At 68.7% G+C, this 25,393-nt stretch carries 25 protein-coding genes and 1 tRNA gene; 6 read left to right on the forward strand and 20 right to left on the reverse strand.

Annotated features, from left to right (window positions below; translation table 11 throughout):
- Positions 1-19: 19 nt before the first annotated feature.
- Positions 20-2,320 carry a CDC48 family AAA ATPase gene (locus BM360_RS06195; RefSeq protein WP_093312383.1) on the reverse strand — a complete coding sequence of 767 codons (2,301 nt, stop codon included), beginning with the start codon at positions 2,318-2,320 and terminating at the stop codon, positions 20-22.
- 302 nt (positions 2,321-2,622) lie between these two features.
- Here BM360_RS06195 and BM360_RS06200 point away from each other — a divergent pair, with 302 nt between their 5' ends.
- Positions 2,623-3,492: a LysR substrate-binding domain-containing protein gene (locus tag BM360_RS06200; protein ID WP_093312389.1), complete on the forward strand. Its 870-nt coding sequence runs from the start codon at positions 2,623-2,625 to the stop codon at positions 3,490-3,492.
- 36 nt (positions 3,493-3,528) lie between these two features.
- Here the strand turns inward: BM360_RS06200 and BM360_RS06205 are convergent, their stop codons facing one another.
- From BM360_RS06205 to BM360_RS06225, 5 genes are all read right to left on the reverse strand, one after another.
- Complete coding sequence (locus BM360_RS06205) at positions 3,529-3,984, reverse strand: peptidylprolyl isomerase (protein WP_093312396.1); 456 nt, start codon at positions 3,982-3,984, stop codon at positions 3,529-3,531.
- A gap of 77 nt (positions 3,985-4,061) precedes the next feature.
- A complete protein-coding gene (locus tag BM360_RS06210) occupies positions 4,062-5,657 on the reverse strand; it encodes an MFS transporter (protein ID WP_093312403.1) in 1,596 nt (531 codons plus the stop codon).
- A gap of 88 nt (positions 5,658-5,745) precedes the next feature.
- Positions 5,746-6,108 carry a GFA family protein gene (locus BM360_RS06215; protein ID WP_093312409.1) on the reverse strand — a complete coding sequence of 121 codons (363 nt, stop codon included), beginning with the start codon at positions 6,106-6,108 and terminating at the stop codon, positions 5,746-5,748.
- 9 nt (positions 6,109-6,117) lie between these two features.
- The gene (locus BM360_RS06220) at positions 6,118-6,762 is read right to left on the reverse strand and encodes a murein L,D-transpeptidase catalytic domain family protein (protein WP_093312412.1); all 645 of its coding nucleotides are present in this window, start codon (positions 6,760-6,762) and stop codon (positions 6,118-6,120) included.
- Between the two features lie 124 nt (positions 6,763-6,886).
- On the reverse strand, positions 6,887-8,140 hold the full coding sequence (locus BM360_RS06225) for a L,D-transpeptidase family protein (RefSeq protein WP_093312414.1): 1,254 nt from the start codon (positions 8,138-8,140) through the stop codon (positions 6,887-6,889).
- Positions 8,141-8,409: 269 nt separating this feature from the next.
- Between BM360_RS06225 and BM360_RS06230 the strand changes: the two genes are divergently transcribed.
- Positions 8,410-8,485: transfer RNA gene (locus BM360_RS06230), tRNA-Ala, on the forward strand.
- A 73-nt stretch (positions 8,486-8,558) separates the two neighbouring features.
- On the opposite strand, the gene BM360_RS06235 is transcribed toward BM360_RS06230, so the two are convergent.
- The 4 genes from BM360_RS06235 to BM360_RS06250 all read right to left on the reverse strand — a co-directional run bounded on the left by BM360_RS06235 (position 8,559) and on the right by BM360_RS06250 (position 10,484).
- Positions 8,559-8,816 carry a hypothetical protein gene (locus BM360_RS06235; protein ID WP_093312417.1) on the reverse strand — a complete coding sequence of 86 codons (258 nt, stop codon included), beginning with the start codon at positions 8,814-8,816 and terminating at the stop codon, positions 8,559-8,561.
- Between the two features lie 62 nt (positions 8,817-8,878).
- The gene (locus BM360_RS06240) at positions 8,879-9,319 is read right to left on the reverse strand and encodes a helix-turn-helix domain-containing protein (protein WP_093312419.1); all 441 of its coding nucleotides are present in this window, start codon (positions 9,317-9,319) and stop codon (positions 8,879-8,881) included.
- Between the two features lie 4 nt (positions 9,320-9,323).
- Positions 9,324-9,761 (reverse strand): hypothetical protein, encoded by a 438-nt coding sequence (locus BM360_RS06245; RefSeq protein WP_093312421.1) that lies wholly within the window; start codon positions 9,759-9,761, stop codon positions 9,324-9,326.
- Between the two features lie 198 nt (positions 9,762-9,959).
- Positions 9,960-10,484, reverse strand: coding sequence for a helix-turn-helix domain-containing protein (locus BM360_RS06250; RefSeq protein ID WP_093312424.1), 525 nt, complete (start codon positions 10,482-10,484; stop codon positions 9,960-9,962).
- A 235-nt stretch (positions 10,485-10,719) separates the two neighbouring features.
- Between BM360_RS06250 and BM360_RS06255 the strand changes: the two genes are divergently transcribed.
- Positions 10,720-13,023 carry a PAS domain-containing hybrid sensor histidine kinase/response regulator gene (locus tag BM360_RS06255; protein ID WP_093312427.1) on the forward strand — a complete coding sequence of 768 codons (2,304 nt, stop codon included), beginning with the start codon at positions 10,720-10,722 and terminating at the stop codon, positions 13,021-13,023.
- Between the two features lies 1 nt (position 13,024).
- On the opposite strand, the gene BM360_RS06260 is transcribed toward BM360_RS06255, so the two are convergent.
- The 6 genes from BM360_RS06260 to BM360_RS06285 form a co-directional block, all read right to left on the reverse strand.
- Positions 13,025-14,338, reverse strand: coding sequence for an amidohydrolase (locus BM360_RS06260; protein WP_093313824.1), 1,314 nt, complete (start codon positions 14,336-14,338; stop codon positions 13,025-13,027).
- Between the two features lie 40 nt (positions 14,339-14,378).
- A complete protein-coding gene (locus BM360_RS06265) occupies positions 14,379-14,618 on the reverse strand; it encodes a hypothetical protein (protein WP_093312429.1) in 240 nt (79 codons plus the stop codon).
- A gap of 65 nt (positions 14,619-14,683) precedes the next feature.
- Positions 14,684-15,277: a DUF4893 domain-containing protein gene (locus BM360_RS06270; RefSeq protein ID WP_093313826.1), complete on the reverse strand. Its 594-nt coding sequence runs from the start codon at positions 15,275-15,277 to the stop codon at positions 14,684-14,686.
- Positions 15,278-15,317: 40 nt separating this feature from the next.
- Positions 15,318-16,103, reverse strand: coding sequence for a 3-hydroxybutyrate dehydrogenase (locus BM360_RS06275; RefSeq protein ID WP_093312432.1), 786 nt, complete (start codon positions 16,101-16,103; stop codon positions 15,318-15,320).
- A 17-nt stretch (positions 16,104-16,120) separates the two neighbouring features.
- Positions 16,121-17,248 carry a patatin-like phospholipase family protein gene (locus tag BM360_RS06280; protein ID WP_093312435.1) on the reverse strand — a complete coding sequence of 376 codons (1,128 nt, stop codon included), beginning with the start codon at positions 17,246-17,248 and terminating at the stop codon, positions 16,121-16,123.
- A 29-nt stretch (positions 17,249-17,277) separates the two neighbouring features.
- Positions 17,278-19,881 carry a M1 family metallopeptidase gene (locus BM360_RS06285; RefSeq protein WP_093312437.1) on the reverse strand — a complete coding sequence of 868 codons (2,604 nt, stop codon included), beginning with the start codon at positions 19,879-19,881 and terminating at the stop codon, positions 17,278-17,280.
- A 135-nt stretch (positions 19,882-20,016) separates the two neighbouring features.
- Here BM360_RS06285 and ypfJ point away from each other — a divergent pair, with 135 nt between their 5' ends.
- Both ypfJ and BM360_RS06295 read left to right on the forward strand, forming a co-directional pair.
- Complete coding sequence (gene ypfJ / locus BM360_RS06290; RefSeq protein WP_093312441.1) at positions 20,017-20,916, forward strand: KPN_02809 family neutral zinc metallopeptidase; 900 nt, start codon at positions 20,017-20,019, stop codon at positions 20,914-20,916.
- A 152-nt stretch (positions 20,917-21,068) separates the two neighbouring features.
- Positions 21,069-21,677 carry a DJ-1/PfpI family protein gene (locus BM360_RS06295; RefSeq protein ID WP_093312444.1) on the forward strand — a complete coding sequence of 203 codons (609 nt, stop codon included), beginning with the start codon at positions 21,069-21,071 and terminating at the stop codon, positions 21,675-21,677.
- A gap of 65 nt (positions 21,678-21,742) precedes the next feature.
- On the opposite strand, the gene BM360_RS06300 is transcribed toward BM360_RS06295, so the two are convergent.
- Complete coding sequence (locus BM360_RS06300; RefSeq protein WP_093312447.1) at positions 21,743-22,768, reverse strand: DUF2171 domain-containing protein; 1,026 nt, start codon at positions 22,766-22,768, stop codon at positions 21,743-21,745.
- Positions 22,769-22,925: 157 nt separating this feature from the next.
- Positions 22,926-23,489, reverse strand: coding sequence for a TetR family transcriptional regulator (locus BM360_RS06305; RefSeq protein ID WP_242653340.1), 564 nt, complete (start codon positions 23,487-23,489; stop codon positions 22,926-22,928).
- Positions 23,490-23,551: 62 nt separating this feature from the next.
- Between BM360_RS06305 and BM360_RS06310 the strand changes: the two genes are divergently transcribed.
- A complete protein-coding gene (locus tag BM360_RS06310) occupies positions 23,552-24,388 on the forward strand; it encodes a metal-dependent hydrolase (RefSeq protein ID WP_093312452.1) in 837 nt (278 codons plus the stop codon).
- Positions 24,389-24,407: 19 nt separating this feature from the next.
- Here BM360_RS06310 and BM360_RS06315 read toward each other — a convergent pair whose 3' ends face one another.
- Positions 24,408-24,950: a GNAT family N-acetyltransferase gene (locus tag BM360_RS06315; protein ID WP_093313828.1), complete on the reverse strand. Its 543-nt coding sequence runs from the start codon at positions 24,948-24,950 to the stop codon at positions 24,408-24,410.
- A gap of 166 nt (positions 24,951-25,116) precedes the next feature.
- Positions 25,117-25,386 (reverse strand): 50S ribosomal protein L27, encoded by a 270-nt coding sequence (rpmA, locus tag BM360_RS06320; protein WP_093312455.1) that lies wholly within the window; start codon positions 25,384-25,386, stop codon positions 25,117-25,119.
- Positions 25,387-25,393 lie beyond the last annotated feature (7 nt).

The following is a 25,393-nucleotide window of genomic DNA, read 5'->3' on the forward strand; positions in this document are numbered from 1 at the left end:
TGGGGTGACGTGACCCTCATCAATCGTAGCTCTTGGTCCCTCGCGCGGTCAGCTGGCCGGGCGCGATGAAGCCGATCTGCTCGATCCGCAGCGCATCCTGCTTCAGGCGCGCGGCCATCTGCTCATATTCGCGCTCCATCTCGGGCGTCACGCTCGCGCGCGTTTCCTCCAGCGCCGCCTCGAAGTCGGCCATTGACACCGAACGCGTGTCGAGCGACCGGCGAAGTGCGGTGAGACCCGCGCGGCGGGTGAGGTCCTCCAGATCCGCGCCGGTGAAGCGATCCGTCCGCTCCGCCAGCGAGTCGAGGTCCACATCCCCGGCGAGCGGCATCGCCTCGGTGTGGATGCCGAGGATGCGCCGCCGCCCGCCGGTATCGGGCACGGAGACATAGACCAGCTCGTCGAACCGGCCCGGCCGCAGCAGCGCGGGATCGATCAGGTTCGGCCGGTTGGTCGCCCCGACGACGACGACGGACTGCAATTCCTCCAGCCCGTCCATCTCGGCGAGGATGGTGTTCACCACCCTCTCCGTCACCTGCGGCTCGCCCATGCCGCCGCCGCGGGCGGGCACGAGGCTGTCCAGTTCGTCGATGAAGATCACCGTCGGCGCCACCTGCCGCGCGCGGGCAAACAGGCGGGCGATCTGCTGCTCGCTCTCGCCATACCATTTGGAGAGCAGGTCGCTCGACTTGGTGGCGATGAAATTGGCCTGCGCCTCGCGCGCCACCGCCTTTGCCAGCAGCGTCTTGCCCGTGCCCGGCGGCCCATAGAGCAGGAAGCCCTTGGCCGGGCGGATGCCGAGACGGCGGAACGCGTCGGGGTCCTTCAGCGGCAGCTCGACGCCCTCGCGCAGCCGTTCGCGCGCATCGTCCAGCCCGCCGACATCGTCCCAGCCGACATTCGGCTTCTGCACCATCACCTCGCGCATGGCGGACGGCTGCACGCGCTTGATCGCCTCCTGGAAATCCTCACGCGTGACCGACAGCGTGTCGAGTACCTCGGGCGGGATCGTGGTGGAGGTGAGATCGAGCTTCGGCATGATCCGCCGCACCGCCTCGATCGCCGCCTCGCGCGTCAGCGCCGCCATGTCCGCGCCGACGAAGCCGTAGGTCTGCCGCGCCAGTTCATCCAAGTCGACCCGGTCGCCGAGCGGCATGCCGCGGGTGTGGATGCCGAGGATCTCGCGCCGGCCGCGCTCGTCCGGCACGCCGATCACGATCTCGCGGTCGAACCGGCCCGGCCGGCGAAGCGCTTCGTCGATCGCCTCGGGCCGATTGGTCGCGGCGATGACGACGAGGTTGGCGCGGCTTTCCAACCCGTCCATCAGCGTCAGCAACTGTGCAACGAGGCGCTTCTCCGCCTCGCCGGTCACCTGGCCGCGCTTGGGTGCGATGGAGTCGATCTCGTCGATGAAGACGATGGACGGGGCGGATTTGGTCGCCTCCTCGAACACCTCGCGGAGGTGCTTTTCGCTCTCGCCATAAGCGGAGCCCATGATCTCGGGGCCGGCGATGTGGAAGAAGCTGGCATGGCTCTCGTTCGCCACCGCCTTGGCGAGACGCGTCTTGCCGGTGCCGGGCGGGCCGTGGAGCAGCACGCCCTTGGGCGGATCGACGCCCAGCCGCTCGAACAGCTGCGGATAGCGGAGCGGCAGCTCGACCATCTCGCGGATCTGGTCGATCGTGTTCCCCAGGCCGCCAATGTCGTCATAGGTGACATCGGCCCGCCGTTCGCCCTGCGGCTCGGTATATTCCGAGCGCAGTTCCACCTCGGTATTCTCGTCGATATGGACGATGCCGCGAGGGCTCGTGGAGACAACCGTCAGGCGGATCTCCTGCAGCGCGAAGGCCGGCGCGTTGAGCATCTGCCGCAGCTGCGGCGGGATATTGTCCTGCTGCACGCGCTGCTGCCCGGTCGTCGCGACCACGTCGCCCGCGGTCAGCGGCCGCATGCCGAAGCTGCGCTTCAGCGCCTCGCCTGAGCCTTGCAGCCGCAGGTTCTGCTGCGCCGGGGCGAACACCACGCGCTGCGCCGGCTGCGACTGCGCTTTCCGCACCTCGACGAAATCGCCCGAGCCGACACCCGCATTGGCGCGCTGGAGGCCATCGAGGCGGAGGATATCGAGCCCCTCATCTTCCGAATAGGGCAGCACCGCACGCGCGGGCGTCGCACGCTTGCCGACGATTTCTACGACATCGCCCTCGGACAAACCGAGCGCGTTCATGGTCGTCCGGCTCAGCCTGGCAAGGCCGCGTCCGCTATCGTCGGGGCGGGCATTGGCCACCTGCAATTTGCGCCCTGCGCCATCGGCCTCCGCCATTCGTCACCCCTTTTCAATGTCGTGCGATGCGGCGGAGATAAGACGGCACTTGGCCGTTTCGATCCCCCAGGCGGTGTGGCGGGCGCAAAAAAAGGCCGGCTGCCTTGCGGCGCCGGCCTGAAGTCTAGGAGAGGATGCCTAAAAGGCACGTGCGTTGTGCAGTGCAGCGGCGCGTGTTGCAAGTGCGAACTACATGTGTCTCGCTTGCAAAAACTGCATCCGTTTGATTTGGGTTGCACTGCTGTCCTTAAGCAACGATCGCATACTGCAATGCACAATGAAGAGCCTGCCCGGAGCTGCCGATGCGCCGCCTGCCCCCGCTGACTGCCGTCGAGGCGTTCGTCCAGGTCGCCCGCCTCGGTTCGGTCAAGGCGGCCGCGGAGGAGCTTGCGCTGTCCTCGCCCGCGCTTAGCCGGCGCATCCAGGCGCTCGAGCGCTTCGTCGGCCGCCCGCTCTTCGAACGGCGCCACCAGGCGATGGCGCTGAACCCCGCGGGGGAAGCGCTGCTCGCCCGCCTCGCCCCTGCTCTGGGACAACTTGCGGAGGCGATGGAGGCAGCGACGGCGGAAGGCGACGTGCTGCGCCTGAAACTCGCCGTCCCGCCGCTGTTCGCATCGCAGCGCCTGATCGGCCGCCTGCCTGAACTGCGCCAGCGCTATCCCGAACTGCATATCGACATGGATACGTCGGCCCATCCGCTCAGCCGCCTCGGCGAGGGGCTCGATGCCGCGATCGTGCTCGCCCGCGATGTGGAGCCGCCGCTTTATGGCCGCCTGATCCAGCGCGGCCTTGTCGTGCCGATCGTTGCGCGCAGCGTGGCGGAGCGCACGCATGCCGGCTTCGACGCGCTGTCTAGCCTTACCGTGCTGCTGCACCGCGACATGCCGCAGACGTTCGATCTGTGGCGCGAGGCAGTGGGGGCGCCGGGCGTGGAGCCTGCCGCGGTCGATTATTTCGATTCCGGGCAGCTGATGCTGGAGGCAGCGGCGCAGGGTCTGGGCGTCGCCTTCATGCTCGATCTGCATCTGGAGCTGGCGCAGGACGATCGTCTGGTCCGCCTGTTCGATGTGCCGGTGGAATCGAACTATGCTTACTGGTTCGCCTGCCGGCGCGGCGCGCTCGCATCGCGGGCGGTGCGCCTGTTCCACGACTGGCTGTTCGCTGCCGAATAAGCTCCCCCGGCACGCGGCCGGGGGAGGATCGCAGTCTTAAGCGACGGTCGCCTTGACGATCTTGCCGGGCGTGCGCGGCGGCTCACCCTTGGGCAGCGCGTCGACATATTCCATGCCGCTCTCCACCTGGCCCCAGACGGTGTACTGGTTGTCGAGGAAGCGCGCATCGTCGAAGCAGATGAAGAACTGGCTGTTGGCGCTGTTCGGATCGCTGGTCCGCGCCATCGAGCAGGTGCCGCGCACGTGCGGCTCGCGGCTGAACTCGGCCTTGATGTCCGGCTTGTCGCTGCCACCCATGCCGGTGCCGCTGGGATCGCCGCCCTGCGCCATGAAGCCGCCGATCACGCGGTGGAACACCACGCCGTCATAGAAACCTTCACGCGCCAGTTCGGTGATGCGCTCGACGTGGCCGGGGGCCAGATCGGGGCGCAGGCGGATGACGACGTCGCCGCCGCTGTCGAGGGAAAAGGTGAGCGTCGTCGCATCGGCCATCGGGTAAAACTCCTTGCTGGTCGCCGGCAGTTAGGGTGTGGGAGCCGCCGGTGCCAGCCCCTTCCGCGAGACGCCGCTCAGTCGAGCCGCTTGCCCGCCGTCTCTGGCAGGCCGAAAAAGGTGACCACCAGCGCCATGGCCACCACCGCGATCGTGTACCAGAGCCCGGAGAAGGGATCGCCCGTCTTCACCACGATGAACTGGCTGATGAACGGCAGGAACCCGCCGAAATAGCCCGTGCCGAGATGATAGGGCACCGACATCGATGTGTAGCGGATGCGCGCCGGGAACAGCTCCACCAGCAGCGCCGCAACCGGGCCGTAGGTCATGCCGGAGAGGAAGCCGATCACCACGATCAGCGCCACCATCGCCACCGCCGCGCCGAAGCCCGGCCGCACCTTGTCGATCGGATAGCCGGCGCCCTTCAACGCCGCATCCAGCGCCGCCGGATCCCGCGCGTCCACCGCCGTGCCGCCGATGGTGACGACCGGCGCGGCGCCCGCCGCCCCCGCCGTCTTGGTATAGGCGACGCCCTTGCGCGCCAGCGCGTCGAGCAGCGCGCCACACGGGCTCGCCTGTGTCTGCGCAAACGGGTTGTAGGCGCATCCGCTGCCCGCGACCACCACGGGCGCACGCGCCTGCGCCTGCGCCAAAGCCGGGTTGGCCACCGCCGCCAGCCCGTGGAACAGCGGGAACATCAGCACGAGGGTCAGCGCATAGCCGATCAGGATCGGCTTGCGCCGCCCGATCCGGTCGGACAGCCGCCCGAACAGGATGAACCAGCCGAGGCTGAATACCGCCGCCGCGCCGACTGTCAGCCGCGCGACCGTGTCGTCCACCCGCAGCGCGTTCTGGAGGAAGTACATCACCTGGAACTGCGCGGTGTACCAGATCACCGTCAGCCCCGCGGCGATGCCGAACAGCGCCACCAGCATCAGCCGCACGTTGCTCGCCGAACGGAAGCTTTCGCCCAGCGGGTTGCGCGCAATCTCGCCCGCTTCCTTCATCGCCTTGAAGACGGGGCTTTCGCTCAGCTTCATGCGGATCCACAGCGAGATGCCGAGCAGCACGACCGAGAACAGGAAGGGCAGCCGCCAGCCCCACGCCGCCCACGCCTCGCGGCCGACCAGCCCCTCCGCGAACAGCACCACCATCAGGCTCAGGAGGAACCCCCCGATCACGCCCGCCTGGATGAAGCTGGTGTAGAAACCGCGCTTCTCCGCCGGCGCATGTTCGGCGACATAGATGGCCGCGCCGCCATATTCGCCGCCCAGCGCCAAGCCCTGCATCACGCGCAGCAGCACCAGCAGCACCGGCGCCGCCATCCCGATCGTGGCGTAGGAGGGTACGAGACCGACCCCCGCCGTCGCCACGCCCATCAGCGCGATGGTGGCGAGGAAGGTGTATTTGCGGCCCAGCCGATCGCCGAAATGCCCGAACAGGGCCGCCCCCAGCGGACGCACGCCGAAACCGACGCCGAAGGAAGCGAGCGCCAGCAGAAACTGCGCGGTCTCGCTGCTCGCCGGGAAGAATTGCCGGCCGATGATCGTCGCCAGCGTGCCGTAGATGAAGAAGTCGTACCACTCGAACACGGTGCCGAGGGTGGAGGCGACGATCACCAGCCGATCGCGCCTGAAATCGAGCGTCCCGTCGCCCGCCCCGCCGTCCGCCATCCTGCTCCCCCGCCGCTTGCGCTGTGTCCGTCCCGTCAATGCGGGCAGCGCGGCGGCGACGCAATGCGTCTCGGCCAAGCAGGCCGGGTCAGCCGATCGCGCCGGGATGATCCTTCCCGTTGAACGGCACGATGGTCGGCCGCAGATCATGCCCCTCGTCGAGGCAGCGATAATTGACGCTGTAGGACGTGGGATGCGATCGCGGCCGGTAGAAGCTCTTGATCCCGCATTGCGAGCAGAAGATGTGCCGCGCCTTGCCGCTGCCGAAGCGGTAGGTGGTGGTGTCCCGCACACCGTCGGTCAGGCGGAACTTCTTCTCGTCGACGATCAGGTGCAGATAGCCCGTCATCGAACAGATCGAACAATCGCAGTCCAGCAGCTCCACCTCGGGCGCGGACAGCGACACCTGAAACCGGACAAGGCCGCAGTGGCAGCCGCCTTCGATCAGCATGCCGCGCGATCAGGCCTTCGCCGCATAGATCATCCGGCCTTCGCCGAGCCGGCCGAGCACGAGCTCCAGCTCGCTCTCCGACACCGCGAAGCACCCCTCGGAGCGGCCGAGCTTGCCATGATCGCGCACCATCTCGGGCCCGACATACCAGGCGGCATGGACGACCACGGCGCGCTGCAGCGCATTGTCGTTCGTTTCATCCAGCCCATCCAGCCGGCGCGAGCGGCCATGCTTGCCGACGTAGAGCGCGCCCGTGCGATAGGCGCCCTCGGACGATGCGGCGGAGCCGACATCGTTGGAGAAGCGCCGCACCCAACCGCTATGATCGGGATCGGAGCCGCGGCCATGCGCCACCAGCAGGGTGGTGGTGCGACCGTTCATCATATCGACCAGATGGAAGCGCGGATCACGCGACGCGCGGGCGAAATCGGCGATGGCGATCAGGTCGCGATTGGGGATCTCATGCGCATGCGCCTGGAGCGCAGCGCGCGCCCGCGCCAGCAGCGCCGGGCGGACCGCCGGCTGGTCCGCCGCAGACTTCAACACCAGCGGCGTTTCCGCGAAAGCGGAGCCCGCCACCAGACCGGCCGCACCCAGCGTGCCAAGCCCAAGAAACCCGCGACGCGAAACCGCGCCGTTCGTCCGATCGCCCAAAATCCCGCCCTCGCAAGCCTTTGCCCGGAGCGGAATTTACCAGACGAGATTTAACGAGTCCCGGCTGGTTCCTGATGTGCTGCTCAGCCCATCGGCCAAGCAGCACATGTCGTCGTTACGCGTCCTAGTTCGATGCCATCTGCACCCGAGCGCCGGGCAGGTTGGCCTTGGCCGTCTGGATCTCCTTGTCGAGCCGCTGCGCCAGTTGCGCGTCGCGACCATAGGGATCCTTCAGCATCTTCACGCCGCCTGCATCCGCCTCCGCGGTGAAGTAGACGAGGTAGACCGGCCACTGGTCCGCCAGCCGCACCGTCTTGGTGTCCTGCGAGCCGTAAGCGTCCTCGAACGCCATCCGGCTCTCGTCCCGCTGCATCAGCTCGAGTGCAAGCTGGTCGATGTCCTGCACGCGGATGCAGCCGTGGCTCAGCGCGCGCTCCTGCCGGGCGAACAGCGCCTTGGCCGGCGTGTCATGCAGGTAAATTGCGTGCGGGTTCGGCATGTCGATCTTGACCTTGCCGAGCGAGTTGCGCGGCCCCGGCGGCTGACGGTAGCGCACGCCACTCGCCGTCCGCACCGCCTGGTAGCCGCGGCCGAGACCCTGCTTGGCGATCGACTCCGGCACGTTCCACCACGGATTGACCACGATCGAGGACGCCGTGAGCGACAGCTGCGGCGTCGGCGTCTTGGGCGATCCGACCACCACCGTGTAGCTCGCCACCTGCGATCCCTGCTCCACCACCTTCAGGTCGTAGCTGGGAACGTTGACGTAGAGATATTTGTCGCCGAGCGTGCGCGGCATCCAGCGCCACCGCTCCATGTTCGCGCGCAGCCTGTCGCGCTCCACCGGGTCCTTCGCGTCGGCGAGCGCGGTGCGCAGCGCGGCATATTGCTCATTCTGCGGCAGCAGCCCTTCCAGCCACGCGCGGACATTGCCCTTGGCAACGGCACTCGCCAGTTCGGCGGGCAGCTTGGAGGCCTCGTAGGGCGAGCGTTCGATATGCCAGTCGAACGCGGCCTTGTCGGCCACGCGACCCGAATAATAGTCGCGCGCCAGCGACAGCGCGGCGGCGTTGGCGACGCTGTCCAGCGCCGCAGGATCTTCCGCCGCCATGGCGCGACGCAGGGCAGCGCGGTTGTAGACCTCGGGATCCAGCCCTTCCCGCTCGGACGCATCGATCGCCGCCAGCAGATCGCGCGCCGCCTCGGGCGACCATGCCCCCGGCAGCGGCGCCAGCGTGGCGGACACCACCGCAGGCTCGGCCTGCGAGAAGGCCGGGGTGGCCACGTTCATCAATGCGGCAAACGCCCCGCTCGCCAGCGCGACGGCCAGCGCGGTGCGGCGGCGGATCGGGTTGGAGGGAAGGACGGGCTGGTCCATGGCGCGACGCTCCGGCTACGTGATGTTTACGATCTGCCGCTAAAAACGCCGCGGGATTCTGCCCGATCCCAATCTGTCAATAAATATAATGCAGGAACCGGAGCGCGACTGGATCGTGCCAGCGTGCGACGAGAACGTTTCGTCTCAGCAACGTCAAGATGAAGCGATCCGCGCGTGCGATGAGGCCCACACGCGGCGCATCTGGTAGTCCTGAAAGATGCGGTTGCATCGCCTCTGCGCGGCAGCTAAGGGGAGCGCCCGGCGGGTGCGGGGCTGTAGCTCAGATGGGAGAGCGCTGCAATCGCACTGCAGAGGTCAGGGGTTCGATTCCCCTCAGCTCCACCAGCCCCGCCGGTTCCTGACACAAGTGCAAGCGCGTAGCGGATCGCCGTTGCGGTGATCCTCCGCGTTCGCGCGCCTAGCCGCCGCGCCTTTGCACGCGGCCGGCAGCGCCAGCCTCTGGGACATCGCAGCGATCCGAGATGATCCGCAGCCCCGGCACGTAGAGGCCCAGCCCCTCGCCCGGCAGCAAGGCGGGCGCCGCTACGAACACCGTCTGGAGAAGCCCGGCCGCCAGCACCGCCGCCGCGGAGATTCCCGCCACATCGCGCACATGGTCGTGGAGCGATCCAGCGATGGCGCAGTCATCCCCTTGGTCGAATGCCGCTTCGTCCATCGCCTGCCCCTCTACTGCGCTGCACAACGGACAGGCGTCCGCAGGGTCGCAGTTAAGCGGCGTTAAGCAAGAACGTCGCTGCCGAGCATGGAAAGCCAGCGGATCATCTGCCGGCTGCCATGTTCCGACAGGCCGAGGAAGACGCGCCGCCCATCACCCGGATCGCGCGTGCGCTCCAGCAATCCGGCTTGCTCCAGCAGCGCGATGTGGCGGAGCGCCGTCGTTGCCGGGGCTGCCGCGCCGATGCAGGCGGCGCTGACGGATTGCACCCGCCCCGCGCTGGTGCGGACAAACGTGTCGAGCAGGATGTCCCACGCGGGGTCGGCGAACAGCCCCTCGCCGAACAGTCGGTCGCGCTGCCGCCGCGCGTCGTAGACGGCGCGCGCCACCTCCACCGCCTGCATGCGCGAAAGCGTCGGGCGCGCAGCGCCGTCCGCGCCGTCGCTGCGCCGGTCCGCGTCGCTTGCCTGCGCGAAGCCGCCCGGCCGGGCGTTCCTCGGCATCGGCCTATCGCCATGGTGCATCAACGCCATGGCGCTGCGCCCTTGTTCGATGCCGCAGCACCGCGACGACGATCACCGCCATGAAGGGATAGGTCAGCACCACGTTCAGCCAGCCATAGCTGTGCTGGGCGATGCTCCCCGGGTCGATCGCCTTGGCGATGTGGCCGGCGATGGGCGCCAGCTTCAGGCCCGCGGTGCAGCTTGGCCAATATCGGTTGGCACGCAGCGCCAGCGCCAGAAGCCCGCCGAAGCTTAGAATGTCGATCGCGAAGATGTCCCACTCGACCTCCCGAAAGCTGGTGTCCGGATCGGATGCGGCCGCGAGGCCGAGGGCCGATGCCAAGACGAGGATGACGCCGGCAAATTGCTCCGGCCGTCCGCCACGGGTGATCGTGACGGCCAGGACGAGCGCGACGCAGTTCCAGTAGATGATCACGAGCATGCGACCGCCTCATCGGCGGTGCGGCCGCCCGTCAGTCGGCGCAGCAGCCCTCGCTGGCAGCCAATCCCTGCGAGGCTCTGTTCGCCCCGTTCGGAACATGTCTCTGAAAATGAAATTCGGCAGCCATGCGGCCTCCTTCGCGGCAGCGCGTGCGCCGCGTTTCCTTGCGGGACGCCACTGCGCCCGGCCACGGCCGGATCACAGGGCGAGACGATAGAGCTCCGCGACCAAAGCCAGCACGGCACTGAACCCGACTGCCCAGGCAAGCGTCAGCCACAGCACCCGTTCGGGCGTGAGCTGGACGATCCTGCCCGGAAAAGCCTCCGGCGCGTCCGCACTAACCTGTTTTACTGTTTCGCTTGTGTTGATCGTATTTTCTGTATTTAACGCATTCGCTGGCTTTGCTGCTGTTTGCAGTTCTGCCGGCGGCTCGTCTGGTGCCGCCGTTATGGATTGATCTGCAACCACTGCCGGTGCGGGGTGTACATCTACAGGGGTGTGGCGCTCGGCTTCGATCAGCATTCGCGCTGCCCGCACGGTGCCGGTGACACCCAGTTTGCGCGCAGCTTCCTGCTGGTAATTCTGGACTGTCCGGTATCCGATCCCCAGCGAAAGCGCGATTTCCTTCGCCGTCAGCCCCTCGGCCGCCGCTAGCAGGCAGGTACGTTCGCGGGGTGTAAGGGAGCTGATCTTGTCGGGTGCTGATCCCACCGACTCATCCATGGTCTGTTGCAGACCCCCGCATTAAGCCGGGCTTAATCTTCGGCCGAAGCACAGACATGTTCATTTCAGGCGAGGATTCGCTTGACCGGGCCTCTGCCCGTCACCGGAGCCGTAACGGCGGGAAACCGGGCTGGTATCGCGCGTTGGCGATGATGTGACCTCGTTCTTGCCCTCCGCGCCGGCTGCAGATGATGCCGCATCAGCTCGCGCCGCCGCTCCGGATGTCGCCCGCAGCGTGCTGGATTGGATGGATACGGGCTATTGCCTGCTCGAGATGATCCGCGATGCGGACGGGCACCCGATCGACTATCGCTTTGTCGATCTCAACCCCGCCTTCGTCCGTCACACCGGCCTGCAGGACGCCCTCGGCTGCCGCATTCGGGAGCTTCGCCCCGATCATGAGCAGCACTGGTTCGACATCTATGATGCTGTTGCACGTACCGGCGAGCCGGTGCGCTTCCGCAACGTCGCCGCCGCGCTCGGCCGCACGTTCGAAGTCTCCGCTTTCCGCGTCGGCGGCGAAGGATCGCGCGAGGTCGTCGCCCTGTTCAGCGACGTCACCGCGCAGGAGGCGGCGGAGGCGAATGCGCAGGCGAGCGAGCGGACGCTGGCGGCCGAGCGCAACCGTCTGCGCACGCTGGTGGATCATCTTCCCGTCGGCGTCAGCTTCATCGCACCGGACGGGCAGACCGCGCTGTCCAACCCCGCCTTCCGCACCTTCTTCCCCGGCGAAGTCGCGAGCAATGCAGACCTGGAGCGCACCGGAGCCGCCCACCAAGCCTATCCGCCCGCGCCGGTCGCCCAACTTGCCGAGAGTGCGCTGGCCGGGGAGCCCACGCTCGAACAGCGCATCTGCCTGCACCCGCCCGGTGGCGAGCCGCGCTGGACGCGGATCAGCGGCATACCGGTGGAGGAGGACGGCCATGTCGCCGGCGCGATCCTGACCGTGCTCGACGTGGACGAGCAGGTCCGTGCCAGCGATGCCCTGCAACGCCAGGCCGAAGGCCTCGAGAGCGAGGTCGCGCGCCGCACCGCGGATCGCGACCGCATCTGGCGGCTGGCGCGCGACCTGATGCTCGTCGCCCGGCTGGACGGCACGGTCAATGCGATCAACCCGGCCTGGTCGGCACTGCTCGGCTGGCATGAGGATCGGCTGATCGGGACAAACCTGCTCGATCTCGTCCACCCCGAGGATCTCGATGTCACGATCCGCGAGGTGCAGGCGCTCGGCGCCGGGCGCAGCGTTCTGGCGTTCGAAAATCGGTGCCGGGCGGCAGACGGCAGCTACCGCGTGCTTGCATGGACGGCGGTGCCCGCAGACGGGCTGATCCACGCCGTCGCCCGTGACGTCACCGATCTGCGCGCGCGTGCCCTCGCCCTCCATCAGGCGGAGGAACAGCTCCGCCAGGCGCAGAAGATGGAGGCGGTCGGCCAGCTCACCGGCGGCGTCGCGCATGATTTCAACAACATGCTGACGATCATCCGCTCGTCCACCGATCTGCTGCGCCGGCCCGATCTGCCCGAGGCCCGCCGCCGCCGCTATATCGATGCGATCGCCGAGACGAGCGATCGCGCCGCCAAGCTGACCGGCCAGCTGCTCGCCTTCGCCCGGCGGCAGGCGCTCAAGCCCGAAGTCTTCGACATGGGCGATCGGGTCGCAGCGATGGACGACATGCTCCGCTCGATCGTTGGGCCGCGGGTGCGGATCGTCACCGATCTCGCCTGCGGCGGCTGCTTCGTCGAGGCGGATCGCAGCCAGTTCGAAACCGCGCTGATCAACATGGCGGCCAATGCGCGCGATGCCATGGACGGCGACGGCGAGCTACACATCTCGGTTCGCGCGCTCGATCACAAGCCCATGATCCGCGGCCATGCCTCGACCGGTGGGCGCTTCGTCGCGCTCTCCGTCACCGACAGCGGCAGCGGCATCGCGCCGGAGCGCATCGCGCAGGTGTTCGAACCCTTCTTCACCACCAAGGAGGTCGGCCGTGGCACGGGTCTCGGCCTCAGCCAGGTCTATGGCTTTGCCAAACAGTCCGGCGGTGATGTCGATGTGGCGAGCACGCCCGGACAGGGTGCATGCTTCACCCTCTATCTGCCGAACGTCGATGCGGCGTTGGTGCCTGCGCGAATGGCGCCGCGCGCCACGGCTACGACGCCCGGCGGCGGACGCCGCGTGCTGGTGGTGGAGGACAATCTCGACGTCGGCACCTTCTCCACCCAGATCCTCCAGGATCTCGGCTACGAAACGCGCTGGGCAGCCAATGCAAAGGAAGCCCTCGCGCTGCTCGGCGGCGGGCTGACCGTGGATGCGGTTTTCTCCGACGTCGTCATGCCGGGGATGAGCGGCGTCGAACTCGGCGAGGAGATTCGCCGCCGCTGGCCCGATCTGCCGGTGATCCTGACCAGCGGCTACAGCCATGTCCTGGCCGAGGAAGGCCGTCACGGCTTCGAACTGCTGCAGAAGCCCTATGCGATCGAGGAGCTGTCGCGCCTGCTCGCCCGCATGGTGCCGCTCGAGGGCCAGCCGGACGGCTGACCTATTTGCGGCCGATCACGCTCAGCGCCGCCGTCGTCATCGCCTCCACCGCGGTCGAGATCACCCGTTCGGCATCGGGCGCCCAGAAGGGGCTGTGCAGCGAGGGCAGCTGCGTCGGATCGCCCTTCACCGCATCCCATTTCGCCTGCGGCACGCCGCCCACCCAGAAGAGCAGGCTCTGCACCTTGGGATCGGCCAGCGCATATTGGCTGAAATCCTCGCTCGCGGTGACGGACGGCGTCTGCCGCACTCGCTCCGCGCCGAAACGCTGCGTCAGCGCGCCGATCACCTGACCGGTCAGCGGCTCGCTATTCACCGTCACGTCCGCGCCGCGGCCGTTCAGCGTGACGGTGGGCAGCAGCGCAGCAGGCAGCCCCGCCGCCTCGGCCTCCGCCTTGGCGATGCGGCGGATACCGTCGAGCAGGTGGCGCCGCACGCCCGGATCGAACGCCCGCACCGTCAGCTGCAGCTTCGCCTCCGCCGGCACGATGTTGTGCTTGGTGCCGGCATGGAAGCTCCCGACCGTCACGATGGCGACTTCGTGCGGATCCACCTCGCGGCTGACCAGCGTCTGGAGCGTCGTGACGATCCGCGCCGCGATGACGATGGGGTCGACCGTCGTCTGCGGCATCGCGCCATGCCCGCCACGCCCCTTCACGACGATGTCGACCGAGTCGCTCGATGCCATCGCCGGCCCGCTATTATAGCCGATCACGCCCGCGGGCAGCGCCGCCGAATCATGGAAGGCGATCACCGCCTCGGGCTTCGGGAAACGGGTGTAGAGCCCGTCCTTCAGCATCGCTGCCGCACCGCCGACAATCTCCTCCGCCGGCTGGCCGATCATCACCAGCGTGCCCGACCAGCGATCCTTCATCGCCGCCAGCCGCCGCGCGGTGCCGATCCACGCGGTCATGTGCGTGTCGTGGCCGCAGGCGTGCATGACGGGCGTCGGCTGGCCCTCACGCGTCTTGCCCACCGCCTTGCTGGCGAAGGGCAGCCCGGTCTGCTCCTCCACCGGCAGCGCATCCATGTCGGCGCGCAGCAGCACCGTAGGCCCCGGTCCGTTGCGCATCACCGCGACGACGCCCGTGCCGCCCACCCCTTCCGTCATCTCGAAGCCGAGCTTGCGCGCCTCGGCGGCCAGCGTCGCCGCGCTCTTATGCTCCTCGAACGACAGTTCGGGGTTGGCGTGCAGCGTGCGGTAGATGCCCATCAGGCCGGGCATGTCGGCGGCGACCGCCTGGGTCAGCGGGTCGGCGGCGACGGGCGCGGCCATCAGGCCGGCGACAAGAGCGAGAAAAGGGAGGCGTTGCATGCCCGGCAGCACAGCAGCCTGGCGGCTGCCGCGCAAGCCGTCATGCGGCGGCGAGCCGATAGCAGGGCTGCGCCGGGATCGGACGCCGCGGCGCCTCGCGCTTCAGGCCAGGCTGCGCCCGCTGGAGCGCCCGCGGCCGCAGCTCGTCCATGCGAACCGCCATCGGCTGGAAACGGGGGCCGCACGGCTGCGAACGGGCGATCTTCAGATCCGCGGCGGACAGGTCCACCGCGGCTGCCTGCCCGGCAAATGCCAGCGCGATCATCATCCAGCCTGCCATGGCCGAACCCCTTTTCCCAGATCCCCGCTTAGGCTTTTACCTGAGCGCGGCGGATCGGAAAAGGCTCAAGAGGCGGGCACCAGCTCGATCACATCCAGCATCGATTCCCAGCGTGGCTGCGGCAGCACCAGCCGCCAGCGCTGCGGCCCGATCCGCTCGAGCGCGCCGATCATGTCGCGCTGCGCATCCCGCCCATATTGCTGCGCGCGGCCCTCATCGCCCAGCATCATCGTGCCGAGGAACACGAGCCGCCCATCGCGATTGGGGAAGAGGAAGCCGACCGGCCGTTGCGGCCCGTTGAGCCGGGCGAAGCTCATCAGGTCGCCTTCCAGCGCGATGCGGCAGGCGAAGGGAGGATAAGCGGCGAATTCGGTGAGGCCACCCGGCTTGGCGCCGAGCTTGGTCGTGCGGCAGCGATACTCGCCGGGGGGCGGCGGCGGCCCGCCGCGGCCGGCATCGGGCTGGAGCAGCAGCCCCTCCGCCGCAATCTCCCCGCCCTTCCCCGCCGCCCGCGCCTGCGCCAGCGCCGCGGTCCAGTCGCTCCGCCAGCTGCGCAGCCGCGCCCGGTCGTCCGCCGTCGCCAGCGTGCGCCAGTCGGCCACTGCCGCACGGGCACCAGCGGGCAGCAGCGCCAGCGCGCAGAGTATGAGGGTTCGCATGTCGATCAGGCGACGCGCGGGGGAGCGCTTTCGTTCCGCCTCACGCCGCCGTCCAGCCGCCATCCATCGAAAGGTTCGCCCCCGTGATCGACGCCGCGCCGTCGGAGCAGAGATAGAGCGCCAGGCTCGCCACCTGCTCCACGGTCACGAACTCCTTGGTCGGCTGGCCTGCCAGCAGGACGTCGTTCATCACCTGCTCGCGCGTCAGGCCCCGCGCCTTCATCGTATCGGGGATCTGCTTCTCCACCAGCGGCGTCCAGACATAGCCGGGCGAGATGCAGTTCGCCGTCACGCCGAACGTCGCCGCCTCCAGCGCCACCGTCTTGGTCAGCCCGGCGATGCCGTGCTTGGCCGCCACATAAGCGGACTTGAACGGCGATGCGGTGAGCGAGTGGGCGGACGCGGTGTTGATGATCCGCCCCCATTTGCGCGCCTTCATTCCCGGCAGCGCGGCGCGGATCGTGTGGAAGGCGGAGGTGAGATTGATCGCGATGATCGCGTCCCACTTGTCGAGCGGGAACTCCTCGACGGGCGCGACATGCTGGATGCCGGCATTGTTGATCAGGATGTCGACCGAGCCGAACTCCTTGGCGCAATCCGCCACCATCGCTGCGATCTCGTCCGGCCTGGTCATGTCCGCCGCCGAATAGCTCGCCCCCGCCCCGCTTGCGGCGGCCAGCGCCTGCCGCTCGCTCTCGATCGCGGCGGCGTCGCCGAAGCCGTTGATCGTCACGTTCGCGCCCTCGGCCGCCAGCGCCTTGGCATAAGCGAGGCCGATGCCGGAAGTGGAGCCGGTGACGAGCGCGGTCTTGCCCTTGAGGAACATGGGATAACTCCGTTGGATCAGCGGGTGAGATCGAAGGCGGCGGTCTTTCCGTCGAGGATGTTCTGCGCGACCAGTTCGGACCGCGTCATCGTCCGCGCGACCGCCTCGCGGCCCGATGCCCAATGTTCGGCCATCGTCCGCGCGGAAAACTCATAGTCGCGCGCGCCGCCTTCCCAGGCGTTGGCGCGGTAGATCAGCTGGACGAGGTTGACGCTATATTCGCGCGCCTGCTCCGCGAGCGCCGCCACGTCGGGGTCGTCGCACATGTCCGGCGGCAGCTTGGCCAGCACGCGGCGGATCGCCTGCCGCTCGCGCCGCAGCTTCAGCAGCTGGTCGGACACCTGCCGCGTGCGGCTGGAAAACTGCACTTCCTTCGCGCGCGCTAGCACGTCCACCATCGTCCGGGGCTTCGGCGCTGCCGCAGAGAACAGGTCGACCTGGAAGACGAGCATGTCGCCGTCCTGCGTCTCCAGCACATGGCCGAGCGGCGTGTTGGAGACGAGCCCGCCATCCCACCACAATTTGCCGTCAATCTCGACCGGCGGCAGGCCCGGCGGCAGCGCGCCGGACGCCATGATGTGCCGCGCATCCAGCCGCTCGCGGCGATTGTCGAAATAATGGAAGTTGCCGCTCTCCAGCTCGACCGCGCCGACCGACAGCCGCATCGGGCCCTCGTTCAGCAGATCCCAGTCGATCAGCGCGTCGAGCGTCTGCCGCATCGGCGTGCTGTCGTAGAAGGAGAGCGCCTCGATCGTCCCCGGCAGCGCCACGGTCGGCGGCCACATGCGGGGCTTGAAGAAGCCGGGCACGCCGAACGTCGCGACGAAGCCGGCGGACCACAGATGCAGCCATTCGCGCGCATCGTCCGTCTGCCAGATGGGGAAGCTCGGCAACGCGCCGGTCAGCGTATCCCAGAAGGCGCGCAGGCGTGCGACGCGCCGCCCGGGCGGGTTGCCCGCGATGATCGCGGCATTGGCCGCGCCTATCGAGATGCCAGCGACCCAGTCCACCTCGATCCCACCGGCAGACAGCGCCTCATAGACGCCCGCCTGATAGGCGCCGAGCGCGCCGCCGCCCTGCAGCACCAGCGCGACATGATCGGGCAGCGGCAGCGCCGCCGGCCGGCGGGGATCGGCGTCAGCCATGGCTTAGCGCTCTCCCCGCACGGACCACATCACCGCGCATTCGCCCAGGCCGCCAGCGGCCCACGCTGCGCCGCCTTCAGCCGCGCGTTGGTGCGGATCGCGGCGACGGCCGTATCGGCCCCCTGCCGCGATTCCGCCGGCAGCGACTTGGCCGCCCACGCCGCCACCCGGTCGGCCAGCGCCGCATCGCTCGACCGCTGTGCGAGGCGCGGCAGGTAGCGCGCGCGCGAGCTCGCCTCGACGAAGCGGTTGATGTCCGCCTGATGGGCGACACCCCAGTCGAACGCCAGCGCCGGGTGCGCGGCACCGACGCCGGAGACGATCTCCGCCTTGTTGGGCACGCTCAGCTCATCCCCCAGCGCGAGATCGAGCGCACGCTGCGCCAGCGCCGGATCCTTGACGTAGCCGAGGCGGAAATAGGCGGTGCCCACCGCATTCGGGTTCTTCTCCGCCTTGGCCGCGCGGCGCTGCGCCTCCCACTGCTCGGGCGTGGCATTGTAGATATAGGCGCCCAGCACCGGTTCGCGCACGGCGGCCGGGATATTGTTGACGCCGCGATCGACGAGGTCGCGCACACCCGCGACCACCGCCGGATCGCCCATCCGGCCGAGCACCGTGATCAGCGTCTCGCGCAGCTGGCTGACCGACGGCGCCTCGCCCTTGGTGGCGCGCAGCGTCACGCGCTGGAACTGGGGCGCGAGCAGCGCGCGTGCCTTGGCACGGAATGCCTCGCGGGCGGGATCGCCTTCCAGCCGGCCGTCGAGCCCCGACAGCTGCGACGCCGCCGTGTCCCACACCAGCGGGTCCGCCGCCGCCGGGATGCGCCCGACCAGCGCCAGATAGCGATCGAGCCCGACATCGCCCGAATTGGCCAGCGCCAGCGAATCGCCCATCAGGCCGACCTGATCGGACAGGCCGAGCGATGCGAAGCCGCCGGTCAGCGTAGCGAAGTGCTTGGGCGCATGCAGCGTGCGGTAATAACCGAGCTGGCCGGGGTTGATGATCCCGAGGCCGCAACCCGGCACCGTCGCGGGCTTCGCCGCCGGGCCGCTCACGTCAGTGGTCGCGCGCGCGGTGCCCGTGGTCAGCTCCACCGGCACGATCCAGCGCTGCGGCGCCTTGGACGCCTGGTCGAGCGCGAAACGGCCCTGCGACAGCGGAATGCGCGTCCGCCCGCCGGCGCACACCGGCTCGCCCGCGCGGATCAGCGGCACGCCGCCCTGCAGCGTGAACGTATCCATGAACGGCTTCACCGGCCGGCCGGCCGACGCGGAGATGGCGCGCCACAGATCGTCCGTCACCGTGTTGCCGTAGGCATGACGCGCCATGTAGCTGCGCACGCCGTTCCGGAAGGCATCAGGCCCGACCACGCCCTCCAGCATGCGGATCACCGCCTGCCCCTTCTGGTAGGTGATCGTGTCGAACGCCTGGCTCACCTGATCCACCGTGCTGATCTTCTGCACGATCGGGTGGGTGGAGGAGACCGCATCGACGCTGAACGCCGCCTGCCGCTCCTGCGCGGTGGTCTGCGCGGGCACGTTCCATGATGGGTTGAGATCGCCCGAAACCTTGCCCGCCATCCACGAGGCGAAGCCTTCGTTCAGCCACAGATCGTCCCACCAGCCCATGGTGACGAGATCGCCGAACCACTGGTGCGCCATTTCGTGCGCGACGACGTTGAAGATGTCCTGCCGCCGGCTCTCGGTGGTCAGCGTCGGATCGACCAGCACGGCGCGATCGAAATACAGGATCGCACCCCAATTCTCCATCGCGGAGAAGAACTGGCTGCTGCCCGGCGCCGCGATCATGTCCATCTTCGGCAGCGGATAGGGCGTGCCGAAATAGTCGTTGTAATAAGGCAGGATGCGCGCGGCCGCATCCAGCGCGTAATCCGCCTGGTCCAGCGCCCCGCGCCGCGTGATCACGCCGATCTCCGTCTTGCCGACCATGCGCGACTTGCGCTCGACATCGCCCTGGCCGAGGAACAGCAGATAGCTCGACATCTTCGGCGTCGGCGCGAAGGTGACCAGCGTCTTGCCGCCCGGCTGCTTCTCCTCCTTCACGATCGGCATGTTGGAGAAGCTGGTCAGGCCCTTCGGCGTGACGGCGGAGAGCGTGAAGGTGGCCTTGCGGCCCGGCTCGTCCCACATCGGCGCGAAGCGGCGGCCGTCCGACGGTTCGAACTGCGTGACGAGCAGGCGGTGATCGCCGCGCTCATCCGAATAATCGCTGGCGAAAAGGCCGGCGGCGGACTGGTTGATCTTGCCCGAGAAGCTGATCGACAGCTTGTGCGTGCCTGCCGCCACCGGCTGCGCGAAGCCGATGGTCAGCGTCTGGGCGGCTTCGTCCGTCGTGATCTTGGTCGGCACCGTGCTGCCGTCCAGCCGCGCGCCACCGATCGCCAGTTCCGCCGCGTTCAGCACGATCGTGCTGGTCGGCTGCACCACCTGGATCGTCACCGTCTCCTGGCCGGTGAAGCTCAGCTTGGCCGCGTCGGGATCGATGGTGATGTCGTAATGGACCGGCACCACCGTGGTCGGCAGGCGGCCGGGCTTCTGCGGCTCGGGCGTCGCGGCCGTCGCGGCGCCGGCAAGGATCGTCGCGGCCAGCGCGACGGAACGGACGAGAGACATTTCGGGCGGATCTCCGGGATCGATTATTGCCGCCACGGCTAGCCTCTGCCCGCACCCCCCGCAAGCGACATGCATGTCACTTTGCAACCTCCCGCGCGGCTCCGCATTCAGCGGGTGATAGGGAGCCCTGCCACCATGCGCCTCGACGATCTTGGACCCAGCGACAACGTCCGCGACCAGCGCGGCATGAGCTTCGGTGGCGGCGGCGGCGGCGGGTTCGGCGGCGGCGGGCTCGGCCTGATCCTCAGCTTGGTCGGCTCGCGCTTCGGCATCGTCGGCATCCTCGTCGTGCTGGCGGGCGCGTGGTTCATGGGCGCGCTGGGCGGGGGCGGCGGCAGCCAGCGTGCGGTCTCGCCACAGGGTCAGCAGGGCCGCAGCGCCGCGCAGGCCTGCTCGGTTGATGCCGCCAGCGCCTTCTCCTGCCGCGTCCTCGCCTCGACGGAGCAGACGTGGGGCCAGGTCTTTTCGCGCCAGGGCTCGCAATATGTCGCGCCCACGCTGGTCTTCTATGCCGGGCGCGGCCAGTCGGGCTGCGGCGCCGCGCAGTCGGCGATGGGCCCGTTCTACTGCCCGAGCGACAATGGCGTCTATCTCGACACGGACTTCTTCAACGAGCTTCAGCAGCGCTTCGGCGCGGCGGGTGACTTCGCGCAGGCCTATGTCATCGCGCATGAGGTCGGCCACCATGTCCAGACGATCACCGGCATTTCGGACAAGGTCCGCGCGGCGCAGCAGCAGGGCTCCGAGGCGGACAGCAACGCCCTCCAGGTGAAGATGGAGCTGCAGGCGGATTGCTATGCCGGCGTCTGGGCCGGGCTCAACCGCAACCGGCTGGAGCCGGGCGACGTCGAGGAGGGCATGCGTGCGGCGCAGGCGATCGGCGACGACACGCTCCAGAAGGCCGCCGGCCGCCGCCCCGTGCCGGAAAGCTTCACCCACGGCACCTCGGCGCAGCGTCAGGCATGGCTCCGCCGCGGGCTGGAGACGGCCGACCCCGGCCAGTGCGACACCTTCGCGGCGAATGCCCGCGCCTGATCGGGCGCGCGCGTTCCGATCGGCAGGCGGCGCCACTCGGCTGCTGTGCCAGTTAGTCCCGCTGCGGCGGACCACCCCATCTGAGGTGATGATACCGGCTTGTCGACCCCTCTATCCGGCCGCAAGAAGGCCTGAGACGACCGGGGCACGACATGCAAATCGCAATTTTGACCTTCGACGGCTTCAACGAACTCGACTCGTTCGTCGCGGCTGCGATCCTCAATCGCGTGCCCGGCCTCAGCGCGCAGATCGTCGCGCCCTCGCCGGAGATCGTGTCGATGAGCGGTGTCGCGGTGCGTGCGCAGCAGCCGCTCGACTTCGCCGCGCAAGCCGACGCAGTGATCGTCGGCAGCGGCATCCGCACGCGCGAGATCGCGGCTGACGCCGCTCTGCTGAACCGCCTGCGCCTCGATCCCGCGCGCCAGATCATCGGCGCGCAATGTTCGGGCACCTTGCTGCTGGCCAAGCTCGGCCTGATCGGTGACCTGCCCGCCTGCACCGACCTGACGACGAAGCCCTGGGTGGTGGAGGCGGGCGTGCGCGTGATCGACGCTCCCTTCATCGCGCACGGCAACGTCGCCACCGCAGGCGGTTGCCTCGCCTCCATCTATCTCGCGGCGTGGACGATCACGCGGCTGGCGGGCGAGGATGCCGCGGCCGCCGCACTTCATTATGTCGCCCCGGTCGGGGAGAAAGCAGCTTGGGTGGACCGGGCGATGGCGGTGATCGCCCCGCACTTGGCCCAGCCCGCTTTCGCCTGAACGAAAAAGAGGAGCCCGACGCTGCCGCCGGGCTCCCCCTTCAGTCCGTTGCTTCGAGCGGCGCCTTAGTAGGTGCCGGAGAAGCTCCGGTTCAGATCGGTGCGGTTGTTGTCGCCCGAGCGATCGGAGTTCGAGCGATCGTTCGATCCGAACGCGCTGTTCCGCTCCTCGTCGCGCCAGTGGCTCTTGGCCTCGTCCGCCGTCTTGCTGATCGTCACCTTGTCGTCGACCGACTGGATCCACGAACAGGGGATTGAGTGATGGTGGCCGTGCGCATCGGTATCCTGCTTGGTCAGGATGATGCGATCGCCGCGGACCTTGTCGACGGTGCCGACATGCTGGCCGTCCGAACCGACGACATCCTGATGCTCCTGCACCTTGCCGAGCGACTGGCGCTGCGTCTGGCGGGTCTGACGCCAGGAGCCGAACTCGCTCTCGAATTTTGACTGATTCTCGCGCCGGTAATCGTCATAGTCGCGGTCGAGATCGGCCATCTGCCGGTCACGCCAGGAGCGATAATGCGAGTCACCACCGAAGCTTGACGAGCCGCGGTCATTGCCGGTGCTGCCATAGCTCTGCTGCGAACCGAAGCCGCCGCTGCCCGCGCCATAGCTGCCGCGGTCGGAATAGCTCTGGCTGCGATCGTCGCGATTGCCGCCATAGGAGCGATCGCGCCCCTGCTCGTAGCCGCGATCCGCCTGGCCATAACGGCCGCGATCGCTGTCGAAGCTGCCATAGGACGACTGCCCGTAGGAGGACTGGCCGTAACGGCTGCGGTCATAGTCTGAATTGCCGTAGCCGCTCTGGCCGTAATGGCGCTGATAGTCGCGCTCGGCATTGCGCTCGTCCCAGCGGCGGCGGCGCTCGGCCTCCTCGTCGCCGAACCAGCTTCGCACTTCGTCGCCCGCGCGATCGAAGAAGCCGCGATCGTCATAGTCATAGCCCTGCGGCTGACGGCCATAACCGCCACGGTCGCGGTCGTAACCGCCGCGATACTCATCCTGCCGGCCGTAGGATTGGTCGCGACCATAATCGCGCGCGCCATATCCCTGATCGCGGCCGTAGCGGCGATCATTACGCTCGTAGCCCATGGGAGGAACCTCCTGCCTTCATGATCTGGAAGGCCGCACCGGCGGCAAGGGGGCAACCGCTCGGTGCGACCTTTGACAAGAATGACTTGATTGAGGTGAAGTTCCCCGCAGCGCCCGGCTCGGGCTCACCCGGCCAACCACTCACCGCAGCCGATGCTCACGTCATCGGCGGCACCGCACCGGCAAAGGCCAGCAGCGCGGCGGCGGCGCTTTCGCGTGCGGCAGTGCGCGGCAGGCCGAGGGCCGCGGCCAGCGTCTCGCCCAGCAAAGCGTCGCCGAGCGCCGTCAGCACCAGCGTCAGCGTCACGCCCGCAGTCGGCCGTCCCTCGTGCGGCCCGGTCTCCTCCACCAGCCCGCGGATCGCATCCACCACCGGATCGAGCGCGCTCCGGTCGCCATTCAGGATCATCCACGCGGCGAGCTGCCCGCCGCCCTCGCGCCCGAAGGCATCGAAAGTGAGGTCGACGATCAGCCGCGGGTCCGCCTCTCCGGCCCGCGCGCGCAGCACCGCCTCCGCAATCCCGCGGGTGATGCGCGTCGCCAGATGCTGCGCCAGCGCCCGCTGCAATCCGGCGGCCGATCCGAAATGATGCAGCAGGTTGGCGTGCCCCTTGCCGATCCGCGCGCCGACCGCCTTCAGCGTCACCGCCTGCGGCCCTTCCTCCACCAGCAGCGCACGCGCCGCCTCCAGCGCGGCATCGCGCAGAGCCTCGGGCGCCATTCGGGTGCGAGTTATTGACATTTGTGTCAGTAATAGCCAGTTTGCCTGCGAGGAGAAACGCCATGCGCCGCACCCCGCCCGACCTCAAGATCACCCCGCGCGACCGCCGCTTCGGCCGCACCGCGCGCAGCACCCGCTGGTGGCTGGGCGGCGATCCCGTCGCGACCGCATTCTACAATGCGCTGTCGGTCACCTTCCCTGAGGGAGAGGCGTGGTTCGTCGAATCCGTCCGCGCCTTCCGCGACGGCGCACCGCCCGCGCTTGCCGCCGAGATCGCGGCATTCGTCCGGCAGGAGGTGCTGCACACGCGCGAACATGTCGCCTTCAACCGCCAGGTGGCGGCCGCCGGCTATGACGTCACCGCGCTCGAAGCCGCGGTCGACAAGCGGCTGGCCTTCATCCGGGCCAAGCCGGCCATCGCCAATCTTGCGGGCACGATGGCGCTCGAGCATTTCACCGCCATCCTCGCCCACGCCTTGCTCGCCGATCCGCGCCATCTGGCGGAGGCCGATCCGGAAGCGGCGGCGATGTGGCATTGGCATGCCGTGGAGGAGATCGAGCACAAGGGTGTCGCTTTCGACACCTGGATGCACGCGACGCGCGACTGGAGCGCGTGGCGCCGCTGGCAGGTGCGTTCGCTCGTCATGCTGCTCGTCACGCGCCACTTCCTGCTCGATCGCACCCGCGGCGTGCTGGAACTGTTGCGGCAGGATGGGCTCACCGGCCCGCGCATCTGGGCGCGCGCCGCGTGGTTCGCCTTCGGCAAGCCGGGCATGGTCCGCAAGATCCTGCCCGCCTGGGCCACTTACTTCCGCCCGGGCTTCCACCCCTGGCACCAGGACGACCGCGCCCTGATCGAGCGGGCGGAGCAGCCGGGCGGCGTGCTGGCGGCGGCCTGACCGCCGCCTGGCTTGCGTCTCACGCCGCCAGCGGTCGCGCCTCTTCCTCGTCCGCCAGCACCAGGGTGGACACGATCGTTGGGCTCGGCCGCCCGCGCGCGGCGCTCCCACATGCGGCGATGCGGCCGGTCGGACAGAAGCCCAGCTTGGCCAGCACGCGTCCCGACGCCGCATTGTCGATGAAGTGGCCCGCCATCAGCCGCTTGTGGCCGAGCGCTCGCGCCATCTCGACCACCGCGCGTCCCGCCTCGGTGGCATAGCCGCGGCCCCACCGATCCTGCGCGATCCAATAGCCGAGCGCGACCGAGCCGTCCGTCTCCCGATGCAGCCCCGCCCCGCCGACCAGACGTGGCGCCCCCTCGCCCCGCTCGAACAGCAGCAGCGACGGCAGGCACGGCTCGACGGGTCGGGCAAGGAACGCCTCCGCATCCGCCAGCGCATAGGGCCAGGGTGCGCGCGCCAGCTTGGTCACCACCGCCTCGTCGGCGATGGCGGCGTGCAGCGCCGGCGCGTCCTCGCGCCAGCCGGGCCGCAGCATGAGCCGTGCGGTGCGTGCGAACATGGTCGTCTCCTCGCCTCGCATCTATCCCGCGGACATGACCGCAGGACGACAATGCATGTCAGGGAGACAACAAAAAGGGAGCCGGGGCGACCCGTCTCCCTGATGGAGCCTGCCGTAGCAGGCCCTCGGGTCGCCCGTGGGGCGACCCGCTTGCGCGTTCGCCCGATTACTCGGCGGCGAGTGCCACCGCGTCGACGCTCACATACTTTCGGCCGAGCTTGCCCTCGTGGAAGCGCACGCGGCCGTCCGACGTCGCGAACAGTGTGTGGTCCTTGCCCATGCCGACGTTCACGCCGGGATAGACCTTGGTGCCACGCTGGCGAATGATGATGTTGCCGCCGATCACTTCCTGACCGCCGAACTTCTTGACGCCGAGGCGCCGGCCCGCGGAGTCGCGGCCATTGCGGGACGAGCCGCCTGCCTTCTTATGTGCCATGGTTCGC

The organism is Sphingomonas jatrophae, assembly GCF_900113315.1.
GTDB lineage: Bacteria > Pseudomonadota > Alphaproteobacteria > Sphingomonadales > Sphingomonadaceae > Sphingomonas_P > Sphingomonas_P jatrophae.